Here is a 12424-nt window from a genome sequence, read left to right as displayed (position 1 = left end):
GTTTTTTCTTTGCTAAGGCTACAGCGGCGCCTCTGCCTTCAGTTCCAGATTATCCAGCACCCGATTTACCGCCAGTTCCGCCAGCATGATCAGTTGCCCGATCCCCAGCAGCACATACCGCTGCGGTGCATCGATCATCCCGGCGAAATCGCTGGCCATGGTTTTGGCCGAGGTCAGGGTTTCGCAGGCGTCGGCCAACAGTTCTTCGCTCGGGATACCGGGGGCGATGAGGTAGCGGGTGTTGGGTTTGAGCAGCGGCTTTCTGGGGTGGAAGGGGTTGAGGTAGTGATCGAGGGCGCGTTCGGCGGCTTCGTGGAATTTCTTGGAATCGAGGGTTTCGTAGGGGGAAGTCGAATCGACTTCCGGCGGGTTTGGCGTTGGTTTGATCATGGGTAAAGCCTCTAGAGTAGTGGAGGCGCCACGCTTCGCTGCTAAACGAAAGAGGTGGCGGCCGTACGCGGGTTAGCAGACCAGGACTCTAGAACCCGGCGCACCGAAGTGCCCCACGCAAAGCCGCCATAACGTGAACGGACAGGCGTCAGCCTGATCACGAGCGAACGGCATTGTGCGTCTAGAGTGAATCCGGGCTGCTAAACCCGATCGCTGTTTTTCAGCGACCGCCAAACAATAGAACCCGCCCCCAAGGCGCACAAGCCGGCGGATTCTGGCGGATGCGTAGGCAAAGGCGCAAGGTGGCGTGGCTTTGCGGACATAACATTCAACACTCTTCAACAACAGCTTGGGTTTGTGCAAAAACGAAAAAGCCCAAACTCTCTATTGAATTGGAGGATGGGCTTTTTTGAGCAATTTAATTGGTTTGATCAGGCCATCACGGAGAGCGTGTGCCGGATCGAAGTTGCGAAAGGGAGGTGCGCGATATTCTGAATCTCTCCATCTATGAACGCTTGAATATCGCTCGGCGAGAACTCTTCAAGCATCTCCATGATTGTCTGTGCCGTATCCAGGTACGGGCGAATTGCCTCCCGCCTCATTTCACGCAGTGCTCCGTTTTGAGCATCCAGATTGAAAATGCGCAGAGTCTCGATAGCTCTTTTACGTGCTGGTTCATCCAGGTTGTCGCGCGGTGCGATAGTGCCGTCGTTGACGTAGATGAAGAAATCATCAGGTTCATCTACGTCAGGTTTGAGCAAGTCACTGTGTTCATAGGGACCGCAGGCGTCCTTGAATTTACCGCAGGTATCTTCGCGGTTGCATGAGCCAAACAGATTCGACCAGTCAAAAGTACCTTGTGGGTGCCGGTCTCTCTGTCGAAAGTGCTCAATATGAGAACGACCGGGTCGACCAATATCTGCTTCACAGTAGGCACAACGGGTACCCTGCATGGTTCGAAGATGCTCCCATACCTGTTCGCGCTCGGGTGGTGTCGGAGATTCGAGGGACCATCTATGCACTCCATGCCTATAGCGGGTCAGACAGTGTGGGCCTTCACCCCGGACAAGCTTTCGCATTTGCCGATTCCTTTGTCCTTACTGTTTCGTCAGTTGCTTGCGCTTGAAGGCTTCGAGTCGGATCAGCCGATCGCAGTCCAGCATGCTTGGGTGCTGGGGAGTGAAGTGCTTGTCCAGATAGGTTCGCAGTTCCAGTCCTTCCGCACCCTCATGTAGATTTTGCTGAATCAATCCCATGTACAAACTCAGTTTTCGTGCAGGCTCATTATCGGGTGTCGGGTCGATGCCCATTACATGCGCCAGTACCTGTGAGCTGGCTACCCCTTGAGTCTGTTGATCCACATTGCTGACAGTGATGCGTCGGATGCCTTCGTTGGATACGGCTTGCAGCACTCGGATGCAATGCGCAGGAACTGAGGTGATGACCTGAGGACTGTGAGTTGTGACGATGAACTGAATTTTGGGGAACGCGTTAAGCAAATCAGGTATGACAGTCTGTTGCCACGCGGGATGAAGGTGCATATCGACTTCGTCGATCAAAATCACGCCAGTGCATTCACGCGGCGCGATGATTCCCAAGTGAGGGTTCAGCTTTATGCAGCGATAGGCGATATCGGCCGCCAAAGCGACAATGTTTCGGATTCCGTCGCTGAGCTGGCTGACTTTAAGTACGCCATGAATCGGGTGTTCGAGCACAACATCGGAAAACTCACTGCTGTAAGCCAGATTTCGCCAACCTGTTTGATTTGCGAGGACAGCATTCACCGCATTCTGAACAGCCAAAACGGGATGAGCGAATTCGTCCTTGACGTCGATGCTCAGATTTCCGCGTTCAATGTTACGAATTTGCTCATCGCGGTAACTACGGAAAATTCTTGTGTACCACTTTGCGAAGTGCTTATAGCTGGATGCTGGGTCCAGGCAATCGCGATAGGCATACGTTCTGGAAAACTCGGCGTTTTCCGCTTTTTCGAATGCAGCGGTCAGTTTTTTCTGACTCCAGAGCCGACCGGTGCCGTAGTACGCGAGAACAGGCAAGTCGAATGGAGACTGGGCTGAGACCGCTCGGTTGAAAATCTGTAATTCCAGCGCTTCGGCGGTTGCCTCAAGCTTGTTGGCTGCTGCATCACCACGGGTCTGTGTGCCCTTACGGATGCTTTCGCGGCGTCGAGACCATTTCCAGACTTCCCCATATAGGGTTGCTTGAGCAGACAGTCGAGCAGGGAGAGATGGTTCCATTTGGTGCGCTTGGAGGGGGCGCAAAAAAACATCTTCCGGGTGAATTCCGGTGATGTCGTTGGTAGTGCTGCCGAGGTCAAACCCGCGAACATATGGCCACAACGCCACCTTGATGGCATCCAGCAGGCTTGTCTTGCCTTGACCATTGCGCGCAACCAGCAAAGTCAACTGGGAGTCGAGTTCAAGCGTCAGCGATGGGAAACAGCGGTAATTTTCCAGCTCCAGCCTGATCAGTTTCACAGACTCTCCTCCATGTGGACCGATGCCAGGCTGCGGCAATGGTGATGTTCAGAAGAACAGATTTGGCGCAAATTCTACTTTGAATGAAAACAGGTGAATACCTGCGAGCTGATGTCGCTGTGATTCAGGGTTTGTGCAACGTCTTCTGCCGCAAGATATAAACCGTCACCAACACCGCACTCGTCAACATGAACCCCCGCGCCCACGGCAGAGGCACCAGGTAGCACGAGAACAGAATGCTCGCCCACATCAGCCCGATCGCGTAGACCTTGCCCTTGAGCGGAATGCCGTTGCCATCAAGATAGTCACGGATCCATGGCCCGAGCCGTGGGTGCTCGACCAGCCATTGGTAGAAACGCGGAGAGCTGCGGGCGAAGCAGGCGGCTGCCAGCAGGAGGAAAGGGGTAGTGGGGAGAACAGGCAGGAAAATCCCGATCACCCCCAATGCCACGCTGAGCCAGCCGATGGCCAGCAGGATGTAGCGCAACATCAGGGGGCGGTTGCCTATGGGGCTGTCCATAGGCTGGATCTTAGTGGTGACGTGGCTTGAGGATCGCCGGTTTTTCGTCGGGTGCCTGGCACAGCAGGTACAGCGCGGTGAGGGCTTCCGGAATCTGCACGATCATGTCGTCCATCAGGTTGGCGTCCTTGGCGATGTCTTCGAATTCAGGCTGTTCGTCGAACAGGCCCGAACCGACCATGATCGGCAGGAGCATTTCGCTGACTTCTTCTTCGGCGGTTTCGAACCAGGCCGCTTCGCGCAGGAACACGCCTTCCATGAAGCCGATGCACCAGCCGCGCAGTTCCGAATCGTCCGGCTCGTCGCCCAGGTCCAGTTCGCATGGCAGCTCGAACTCTTCATCGGACGCCAGTTGACGGGCGATGTGGGCCTTGAGGCCGATCAGCGTGGCTTCGATCTCTTCACGCTGGGCTTCGCTACTGTAATGCGGCTCTTCGGCGAACAGGGCGTCGATCCACTCACGGTCCGGCACCACGTCGGCGCAGATCGACAGCGCGGTCAGGTAACCGTGAGCGGCCACGTAGTCCAGCGCCTCTTCATGCAGCTCGTCGGCGTCGAGGAAGACTTGCAGGCGGGTTAGTTGCTCGGCGAAGGACATTAAAGGGCTACCTTGGGGGAATAAACAATGCGGGAATTCTAGGCCTTCTTGAGCCCTCAAGCCAGCCGCACGGCAGATTTGCCCGCACAAGCTTCTTATCGGCGGTGCCCTTTGCCGGGGAGGGCTCGGGTATACTGCCGCGCTTTGCGATCCCTGCCGGTGTCGCGGCTGAATCCGTACGGCGTCATGCAATGCGCCCTTACGTTTTGTTTAAAGCAGCCTCGGCTGTCTTGAACCAGCCTGTGCAGGGATGTTTCGGTGGATTTTTGGAGTTTTTATGCTCGAACAGGCTCAACGCGTCCTCAAGGACATCTTCGGCTACGACAGTTTCCGTGGCCGTCAGGGTGCAATCATTGAGCGCGTGGCCAGTGGTGGTGATGCCCTTGTCCTGATGCCGACCGGCGGCGGCAAGTCCCTGTGCTTCCAGGTGCCGGCGCTGTTGCGCGACGGCCTGGCGGTGGTGGTGTCGCCGCTGATCGCACTGATGGACGATCAGGTCGCCACCCTCGAAGAGCTGGGCGTGGCGGCGGCTGCGTTGAACTCCACGTTGAGTGCCGAACAGCAGCGCGACCTCGCCAACCGGATCAAGCGCGGCGAAGTGAAAATGCTCTATCTGGCGCCGGAGCGTCTGGTGCAGCCGCGCATGCTGTCGTTCCTGCAAGGCTTGAACATCGCGCTGTTCGCCATCGACGAAGCGCACTGCGTATCGCAATGGGGCCACGACTTCCGTCCGGAATACCTGCAACTGGGGCAGCTGGCGGAAATGTTCCCCGACGTGCCGCGCATCGCCCTGACCGCCACCGCCGACAAGCGCACCCGGGAAGAAATCGTCACCCGTCTGCACCTGCAGAACGCCGAGCGTTTCCTGTCGAGCTTCGACCGGCCGAACATCTTCTACCGCATCGTGCCCAAGGAGCAGCCGCGCAAGCAGTTGCTGGCGTTCCTCGCCGAGCGACGCAGCGATGCCGGCATCGTCTACTGCCTGTCGCGCAAGAAGGTGGAGGAGGTGGCCGCGTTTCTCACCGAGCAGGGCTTCCCGGCGCTGCCGTACCATGCCGGTCTGCCCAACGATCTGCGCGCCTACCATCAGAAGCGCTTCCTCAACGAGGAAGGTCTGATCATGGTGGCCACCGTGGCGTTCGGCATGGGCATCGACAAACCCAACGTGCGCTTTGTCGCTCACCTCGACCTGCCGAAATCCCTTGAGGCCTATTACCAGGAAACCGGACGCGGCGGCCGTGACGGCCTGCCGGCGGACGCCTGGATGGCCTACGGTCTGCAAGACGTGGTGATGCTCAAGCAGATGCTACAGAACTCCGAAGGCGACGAACGCCACAAGCGTCTGGAGCAGCACAAGCTCGACGCCATGCTCTCGCTCTGCGAAGAAACCCGTTGCCGCCGTCAGGCGCTGCTGGCGTATTTCGACGAAGACATGCCGGAGCCTTGCGGCCACTGCGACAACTGCATCGACGGCGTGCAGACCTGGGACGCCACCGAGCCTGCGCGTCAGGCGCTGTCGGCGATCTATCGCACCGGCCAGCGTTACGGTGTTGGTCATCTGGTGGACGTGTTGCTGGGCAAGGACAACGAAAAGGTTCGCAGCTTCGGCCATCAGCACCTGTCGGTGTTTGGCGTGGGCAAGGTGCTGGGGGAGAGCGAATGGCGTTCGCTGTTCCGCCAGTTGGTTGCGCGCGGCTTGGCCGATGTCGACCATGAAGGCTACGGGGGGCTGCGTCTGAGCGATACCTGCCGACCGCTGCTCAAGGGCGAGGTGAGCCTGGAACTGCGCCGCGACCTCAAGCCACAAATCACCGCCAAGAGCGGCAGCAAGAGCCAGGCCAGCCAGCTGGTGCGTGGCGAAGAGCGCGAACAGTGGGAAGCCTTGCGCGCCCTGCGGCGCAAACTGGCGGAAGAACACGGTGTGCCGCCGTACGTCATCTTCCCCGACTCGACCCTGCTGGAAATGCTCCGCAGCCAGCCGGCTTCGCTGGCGGATATGGCCCGGGTCAGCGGCGTCGGCGCACGCAAGCTGGAACGCTACGGCGAGGCCTTCCTCGAGGTGCTGGGCGGCGAGGCCGAGGCGCCGAAAGTGGTGGCCGACGTGCGCCACGAACTGATCACCCTGGCCCGCGCCGGCATGACGCCGCTGCAGATTGCCGGTCAGTTGCAATGCTCGGAAAAGAACGTCTACACCATGCTCGCCGAAGCCATCGGCAAGCAGCAATTGTCGCTGGAGCAGGCGCTGGATTTGCCGGAAGACTTGATGGGCGAAGTCCAGGATGCGTTCCTCGACGGCGAGGGCGAGTTGCCGTCGGTCGCCGAAGTGGCGGAGCTGTTTGCCGGTCGCGTACCGGAAGGTGTGCTGTACTGCGTACGGGCCGCGCTGCAATCTGAATTCGAGATGTGAGCATTTGCTTACACAAACCGTTATACGGATGTAACGATTCAGTACAGGGCAGCTCTTGCCTATAGCCAAATGTCATGCTTAGCTGACTAATAATTAGTTTTTCTCTATTTCTTCAGTCTAACCATGAGTGTTTTATGCCGTTAACCGATCAACACCGCTTTGGCATGCAACTGGCCCAGATGTCCCGTGGCTGGCGTGCCGAACTGGATCGCCGGCTGGCCGGTCTGGGTTTGTCCCAGGCGCGCTGGCTGGTGCTGCTGCATCTGGCTCGTTTCGAAGAGGCGCCGACCCAACGGGAGCTGGCGCAAAGCGTCGGCGTCGAAGGACCGACCCTCGCACGATTGCTCGACAGCCTGGAAAGCCAGGGGCTGGTGCAACGCCAGTCCGTGATGGAAGACCGTCGGGCGAAAAAGATCGTACTGTGTGCCCCGGCCCGCCCGTTGATCGAACAGATCGAAACCATCGCCACGCAACTGCGCACGGAGTTGTTCGAGGGCATCGATGAGGCTGACATGAAGGTGTGCATGCGGGTTCACGGGCACATTCTGGCCAACCTGGAAAAATCTTGAGGCACAACGACGTGCCGTTTTTTTGAGGGATCGCGCTGGGCAGACTATAAGAACTACTGGGCAATATCGTGTTCGTACCGGATGTGCGAACCCATAGAAGTCGGTTTTGCTTATTTAAGGGATGCTCATGCTCGACAGTCGGCACGTAGTACTGCGTTGCGCCAATTCGCTGCTGGTGGCCGGTGTACTCACCTGGTCCACGGCATCACTGGCGCTGGGTCTCGGTGACATCACCGTGCATTCAGCGCTCAATCAACCGCTCAAGGCCGACATCGCCCTGTTGGACGCCGCAGGGCTCAGTGCCGGCGAGCTGTCGGCCAGCCTGGCCTCGGCGGACGAATTCGGCCGTGCCGGGGTCGAGCGGGTGTTCTTTCTCAACGACCTCAAATTCACTCCGATCCTGCATGGCAATCGCAACCTGATCCGGGTGACCTCGACCAAACCGGTCAACGAACCTTTCCTGAACTTCCTGGTGCAGCTCAATCAGCCCAACGGCCATGTGCTGCGCGAATACACAGTGCTGATCGATCCGCCGGGTTCGCCGGGCATCGTGCCGGCCACCGACGAACCTGATGTCCATGCGCAGTCTTCGGAGTTTCCAACGCCCGAGGCGCCTGCCGCCACCCCCCAGAACAAACCTGCTGCAGCACCGGCCGCGCCGACGCCTCAAACGTCCGCAACCAACGACGCCCAAGCGGAACAGCTGGCGGCCAGCGTGTTGCTGAACCAGCAACTGCAGAAAACCATCGATGAGCTGAACCTGAAGCTTCAGGCGCAGGATGTGCAAATCGCCGACGGCAAGAAACAGCTGGCCGATCTGCAGGCGCATCTCGCACAGGTTCAGCAGGCACCTCCGGCACCCGCAACCCCGGCGGCGCCTGCCTCGATCCCGGCGCCGGTCATTGCGCCGGCGGAGAATCAAGACGACTCCGTCAGTTGGCCATTGCTCGGAGGCTTGCTGGTGCTACTGGGAGGGTTGGTGGCGGGGCTGATCGTTCGCCGCCGACGTCAGCCGGCAGTGATCCCGGACGTGCCGGCACGCGTGCTGCCGCAGCGAAGCGAACCGGAGCTCAATGACAGCGAACATGTTCGTCCGAATGCTGCCCATGGCGCCGTCGAGCATCGAGACGAGCAGACAAACGGCGATGTGCTGGAAGCCGTGGGCATTTATCTGGCTTACGGACGACTGGGCGAAGCGCTCGGATTGCTGCGCGACGCCTTGCAAAAAGAACCGGAGCGCATTGATCTCGGCGTGCAGTTGCTCGAGGTGCTGGGGCGCCAGGGCGATCAGGTGGCCTATGACGATCAGGAAAACCACTTGCGCCAGCTCGGTGTCGAGGAGCAACGGTTGCAGGAGATTCGCGCCCGATATCCGAAACTGGCCAGGACTGAACCTTTGGTTGCAGCGGCTCCGGTCATTGCCGCGTCACCCATTGAGCAGGCCGCACCCACAACACCGCTGGCCGAGGATGATTTCGAGCTGAATCTGGAGCAACTGTCGATGGATTCCAGCTGGGATCTGGAAGACAGTCGCCCGGCAACGAACCCACAGTCCTTGGCGCCATCGGCACTTGGCTCGAGCCTGCAAGTCCTGCCGCAGGATTTCGAATTGCCGCAAACCACCGGCGATGACGTTGAAACGACAGAGCTGGAGTGGATCGCCGAGCCGGAAGTCCAGGCTATCGATGAAGACTTTCTCAACGAGTTTGGCGATCCCGGTCAGTCACTGGCCCTGGAACCGCTGGACCTGCAGGCGCCGGAGCCCGAGCTGGATCCGACAGAAGCCGCCAACGCCGGCAAGCTCGAACAGGCCCAGACCTGCATCGACGATGGCGACCTCGACAGTGCGATCGCCTTGCTCAATGAGTTGCTGAAAGAGGGCGATGAGCCGCTCAGGCAGACCGCCCGCACCCTGTTGGCGGGGATTCGCTGATCCGGGTCAGAAGGTCTGCCCCAGATTCAGATAAACCGCCTGTTCATTGGCATCGTTCAGGCCATAGCTGAAGTTCAGCGGCCCCAGCGGTGTGTCGAAACCGATGAACACACTGGCCGCGTTGATGTAGCCGCTGTCGAACTCGTTGTCGTTGTTCCAGGCCCGGCCACGCTCCAGCGAGCCGCCGGCATACAACGGGAAGTCCAGCGGCAGGTAGGCGCGTGGCGTCAGGCGGCGGTAGTACACGGCCCGCATCAGGCTGACGTTCTGCCCGGAGATGGCATCTTCGCGGAAGCCGGACAGCTGTCGGGCGCCGCCGAGCAGGAAGCTCGATGTCACCACATTCGCATTGTCCAGCGTGCGGCCGTAACGCCCACCCAGAATCAGTGTGTTCGGGCCGCTGCTCATGGCCTTGTCCAGTTTGAATTCCCACTGTCGATAGCGCGTGTCGGAACCCAGGCTCGGTTCGAATTGCATCAGGGTCAGGCTGACGTCCTTGCCGTCGTGGGGGAAGTACACGTTATCCAGTGAGTCGAACGAATATTTCAGCGCGTAGAAACCTTCGTTGAAATGTTCGCTCGGCAGATTCTGATCGCCGATCCGTACGTCAGCCTTGCCCCAGGCCTCACCAACGCCAAAGCGGATTTCGCCGTTGTTGCCGATCTGGCGACCAACATTGAGGCCGAAGCCATAGCGCTCGACGCGATATTGGGCGATCGGATCGTTGTCGAGCACCGAATCGACGTTCTGGGCTTCGAAGGCCGCATAGGGCGCGACGAAGTAGCGGGACCCGACGTCCAGCGGCTGGTAGAACTCGGTGTAGAGTTCCTGCTTGTCACCAATCTGTGCCCGGGTCAGCCATTCCGCGCCGAGGCGGTTGATGCCGTTCATTCGGTAACTGGCGCCGAGGTTGAAGGCGCTGTCACCGCGCATGTCGTCCGACAGGTTCAAGCCGACCCGCAAGTAGTCGGTGCCGCTGCGCTTGCCTCGGGCGCTGATCACCAGTGTGTGTTCCTGGCCCTTGTGCACGACGCGGTACTGCACCTGTTCGAAGTAATCCAGGCCGTACAGGGTGCCCATGTCCGAGTGCAGACGCCCGAGGTCCAGCGGTTCACCGATGGGCTGGCGAATGTAGTAGCGGATCACGTCGTCGCCGACTTTCGAGTCGTTCTCGACCTTGATCGCGGTGATGATCGGCGTGCGCTGGCCCGGTGCGCGGGCAGCGTTGAGCTCGGCGTCCTGAGATTCTGCGGGCTTCAAACGGGCGAGGCGGGCGTCGAGGGCCTTGGCTGCACGATAGCCGGCATCGATCATTTCCTCGGCGCGACCGAAATCGGTGGCGCCGAAACTGGCCAGCGGCGGCTGGATCAGCACGTCGTCCGGGTGCAGCGCCGCCAGTTGCTCCTCGGAGTTGCGCCGGGTCATCAGGGTGATCGACTGGTTCAGCACATCGACCACGGTGGTCAGTTGCTTGCGGTTGCGCAGCGGGGTACCGATGTCGACCACGATGGCCACATCGACACCCATTTCCCGGGCCACATCGAGGGGAATGTTGTCGGTCATGCCGCCGTCCACCAGCAGCCGGCCATCCAGCTCGACCGGGGCGAACACCGCCGGGATCGACATGCTGGCGCGAATCACCTGGGGCAGGTGGCCTTTGCGAAACACTACTTTTTCGCCGTTGGCGATGTCGGTGGCCACGGCGCGGAACGGGATCGGCAGCTTGTCGAAATCACGGGTGTCGCTGGTGTGGGCCAGCAGGCTCTCCAGCAACAGCGCGAGGTTCTGGCCCTGAATCACGCCCAATGGCAAACCGAGACTGCCGTCGTCGCGAAAGCTCAGTTTCTGCTTCACCAGAAAGTCGCGGTCATCCTGTTTGCGCCGAAACGGTACGTCTTCCCGGGGCGGCGCATCGGACAGCGCCTGTTGCCAGTCGATGTTAAGGGCGAGTTTTTCCAGTTCGTCGATCTTGTACCCCGAGGCATACAGCCCACCGACCACCGCGCCCATGCTGGTACCGGCAATCGCATCGATCTTGATGCCTTGCTCTTCCAGCGCCTTGAGCACGCCGATGTGTGCCAGCCCACGGGCCGCGCCACCTGACAGCACGAGGCCGACTTTTGGCCGAGCCGCTTCACTGGCATGAACAAGCAGCGGGAGGAAACCAAGCAAAAGGCAGATCAGCAGACGACGCATTGTGAGTCTCGGGGCAAGCGTTAAAGCCGGCTATTATAGCGGCGCCCTCTGGCTCAGGAGTTTCAGCGATCATGACCGCGACAAAACCGGAAATCGTCATCACCTATTGCACGCAATGCCAGTGGCTGTTGCGCGCCGCATGGCTGGCGCAGGAGCTGCTCAGCACCTTTGGCGATGACCTTGGCAAGGTGTCACTGGTGCCGGGCACCGGCGGGATCTTTCACATCAGTTGCGACGGTGTGCAGATCTGGGAGCGCAAGGCCGACGGTGGTTTCCCCGAAGCCAAGGTGCTCAAGCAACGGGTACGCGACCAGATCGACCCTGAGCGTGACCTCGGCCACAACGATCGCACTCAATGAGACGCGGCCTCGGCCTCAACCGTTTTTTTGCTGGCGCTGCCTGACATCTGGCTCGACACCACGATGGCGACGATGATCAGCGCGCCGCCGAGCAGCATGCGCAGGGTCGGGTTTTCGTCGAACAACAACCACGCGACGGTGATGCCGTACACCGGCTCCATGGCGAACACCACCGCGGCGGTGCGCGCCTTGATCACGGCGAGACTGGCAACGAACAGGCTGTGGGCGACGCCGGTGCAGAACACCCCGAGCAAACCGATCCACAGCCAGTCGATGGCACGCACATCACTCAGTTGCGGCGCCGCCACCGGCAGCAGACACAGCGCCACCACCACGTTCTGACACAGTGCTGCCTGCACCGCCGGAATGCGCCCGGAACTGGCGCGGTTCGTCAGCGACAGCAGGGAAAACAGCAGGCCGGACAGGATCGCCCAGAGCAACCCGGTGGTCGCACCGCTGGCCAGGTCGAACGCCGGGGTCACCAGCACCAGACCGACACTGACCAGTGCCACCAGAATGATTTCGTTGGCGCGGATACGTTCGCGGAAAATCAGTCCTTCGAGAATCACCGTGAAGGCCGGGAAACTGGCGAAACCCAGGGTGGCCACCGCGACACCGGCCACCTTCACGGCAATGAAGAAACTCACCCAGTGCCCCGCCAGCAAAACACCGCTCAAGGCCAGCCGTCGCCAGTCCACGGCTTGCAGTTTTTGCCAGCCGTGCTGACTGGCGAAACGGGCAAAAAATGCCAGCGCGAGAACGGCAAAGGCGGCCCGTCCAAAGACGATGACCGCCGGGGTTGCGGCGGCGAGTTTGCCGAAGACGCCGGTCAGGCCGAACATCAATGCGCCGATATGCAGGGCGCCAAGGGCGGTACGGGGAGTCATTGCGGTCCTATTTCCAAACACCATTTCAGGCACACATTGAAGCGTGTACCCGTCGAAAAGTCTGTCG

General features: G+C 60.0%; 11 protein-coding genes. 4 read left to right on the top strand and 7 right to left on the bottom strand.

Annotation, left to right across the window (positions count from 1 at the left end):
• Positions 1–18: 18 nt before the first annotated feature.
• From M5B44_RS01110 to M5B44_RS01090, 5 genes are all read right to left on the bottom strand, one after another.
• Complete coding sequence (locus M5B44_RS01110; protein ID WP_248737989.1) at positions 19–390, bottom strand: DUF6124 family protein; 372 nt, start codon at positions 388–390, stop codon at positions 19–21.
• A gap of 431 nt (positions 391–821) precedes the next feature.
• Positions 822–1469 carry a retron Ec78 anti-phage system effector HNH endonuclease PtuB gene (gene ptuB / locus M5B44_RS01105; protein ID WP_263860086.1) on the bottom strand — a complete coding sequence of 216 codons (648 nt, stop codon included), beginning with the start codon at positions 1467–1469 and terminating at the stop codon, positions 822–824.
• A gap of 18 nt (positions 1470–1487) precedes the next feature.
• Positions 1488–2888 carry an AAA family ATPase gene (locus tag M5B44_RS01100; protein WP_248737987.1) on the bottom strand — a complete coding sequence of 467 codons (1401 nt, stop codon included), beginning with the start codon at positions 2886–2888 and terminating at the stop codon, positions 1488–1490.
• 124 nt (positions 2889–3012) lie between these two features.
• The gene (locus M5B44_RS01095) at positions 3013–3408 is read right to left on the bottom strand and encodes a YbaN family protein (protein ID WP_248737986.1); all 396 of its coding nucleotides are present in this window, start codon (positions 3406–3408) and stop codon (positions 3013–3015) included.
• 10 nt (positions 3409–3418) lie between these two features.
• Positions 3419–4006, bottom strand: coding sequence for a YecA family protein (locus M5B44_RS01090; RefSeq protein WP_085710385.1), 588 nt, complete (start codon positions 4004–4006; stop codon positions 3419–3421).
• Positions 4007–4283: 277 nt separating this feature from the next.
• Here M5B44_RS01090 and recQ point away from each other — a divergent pair, with 277 nt between their 5' ends.
• From recQ to M5B44_RS01075, 3 genes are all read left to right on the top strand, one after another.
• On the top strand, positions 4284–6413 hold the full coding sequence (recQ, locus tag M5B44_RS01085) for a DNA helicase RecQ (RefSeq protein ID WP_248737985.1): 2130 nt from the start codon (positions 4284–4286) through the stop codon (positions 6411–6413).
• A gap of 134 nt (positions 6414–6547) precedes the next feature.
• On the top strand, positions 6548–6982 hold the full coding sequence (locus M5B44_RS01080; RefSeq protein ID WP_085710387.1) for a MarR family transcriptional regulator: 435 nt from the start codon (positions 6548–6550) through the stop codon (positions 6980–6982).
• Positions 6983–7109: 127 nt separating this feature from the next.
• A complete protein-coding gene (locus M5B44_RS01075) occupies positions 7110–8915 on the top strand; it encodes a FimV/HubP family polar landmark protein (RefSeq protein ID WP_248737984.1) in 1806 nt (601 codons plus the stop codon).
• 6 nt (positions 8916–8921) lie between these two features.
• On the opposite strand, the gene M5B44_RS01070 is transcribed toward M5B44_RS01075, so the two are convergent.
• Positions 8922–11111, bottom strand: a complete 2190-nt coding sequence (locus M5B44_RS01070; protein ID WP_248737983.1) for a patatin-like phospholipase family protein — start codon at positions 11109–11111, stop codon at positions 8922–8924.
• A 71-nt stretch (positions 11112–11182) separates the two neighbouring features.
• Between M5B44_RS01070 and M5B44_RS01065 the strand changes: the two genes are divergently transcribed.
• Entirely contained in the window at positions 11183–11470 is a 288-nt protein-coding gene (locus tag M5B44_RS01065; protein ID WP_192560071.1) for a SelT/SelW/SelH family protein, read from the top strand.
• Here the strand turns inward: M5B44_RS01065 and M5B44_RS01060 are convergent.
• Entirely contained in the window at positions 11464–12357 is an 894-nt protein-coding gene (locus M5B44_RS01060; RefSeq protein WP_248737982.1) for a DMT family transporter, read from the bottom strand. The two genes, M5B44_RS01065 and M5B44_RS01060, sit on opposite strands and share 7 nt — an antisense overlap.
• Between the last annotated feature and the right edge of the window lie 67 nt (positions 12358–12424).

This window comes from Pseudomonas sp. MWU12-2029, from assembly GCF_023242425.1.
In the GTDB taxonomy this organism is placed as follows: Bacteria; Pseudomonadota; Gammaproteobacteria; order Pseudomonadales; family Pseudomonadaceae; genus Aquipseudomonas; species Aquipseudomonas kribbensis.
This window is presented reverse-complemented; position numbering and strand designations above follow the sequence as displayed.

Bases quoted from the DNA above. Each gene is read 5' to 3' on its own strand.
- recQ (WP_248737985.1), top strand. From the start codon at position 4,284: ATGCTCGAACAGGCTCAACGCGTCCTCAAGGACATCTTCGGCTACGAC.
- M5B44_RS01095 (WP_248737986.1), bottom strand. From the start codon at position 3,408: ATGGACAGCCCCATAGGCAACCGCCCCCTGATGTTGCGCTACATCCTG.
- M5B44_RS01110 (WP_248737989.1), bottom strand. From the start codon at position 390: ATGATCAAACCAACGCCAAACCCGCCGGAAGTCGATTCGACTTCCCCC.
- M5B44_RS01060 (WP_248737982.1), bottom strand. From the start codon at position 12,357: ATGACTCCCCGTACCGCCCTTGGCGCCCTGCATATCGGCGCATTGATG.
- M5B44_RS01075 (WP_248737984.1), top strand. From the start codon at position 7,110: ATGCTCGACAGTCGGCACGTAGTACTGCGTTGCGCCAATTCGCTGCTG.
- M5B44_RS01065 (WP_192560071.1), top strand. From the start codon at position 11,183: ATGACCGCGACAAAACCGGAAATCGTCATCACCTATTGCACGCAATGC.
- M5B44_RS01090 (WP_085710385.1), bottom strand. From the start codon at position 4,006: ATGTCCTTCGCCGAGCAACTAACCCGCCTGCAAGTCTTCCTCGACGCC.
- M5B44_RS01080 (WP_085710387.1), top strand. From the start codon at position 6,548: ATGCCGTTAACCGATCAACACCGCTTTGGCATGCAACTGGCCCAGATG.
- M5B44_RS01070 (WP_248737983.1), bottom strand. From the start codon at position 11,111: ATGCGTCGTCTGCTGATCTGCCTTTTGCTTGGTTTCCTCCCGCTGCTT.
- ptuB (WP_263860086.1), bottom strand. From the start codon at position 1,469: ATGCGAAAGCTTGTCCGGGGTGAAGGCCCACACTGTCTGACCCGCTAT.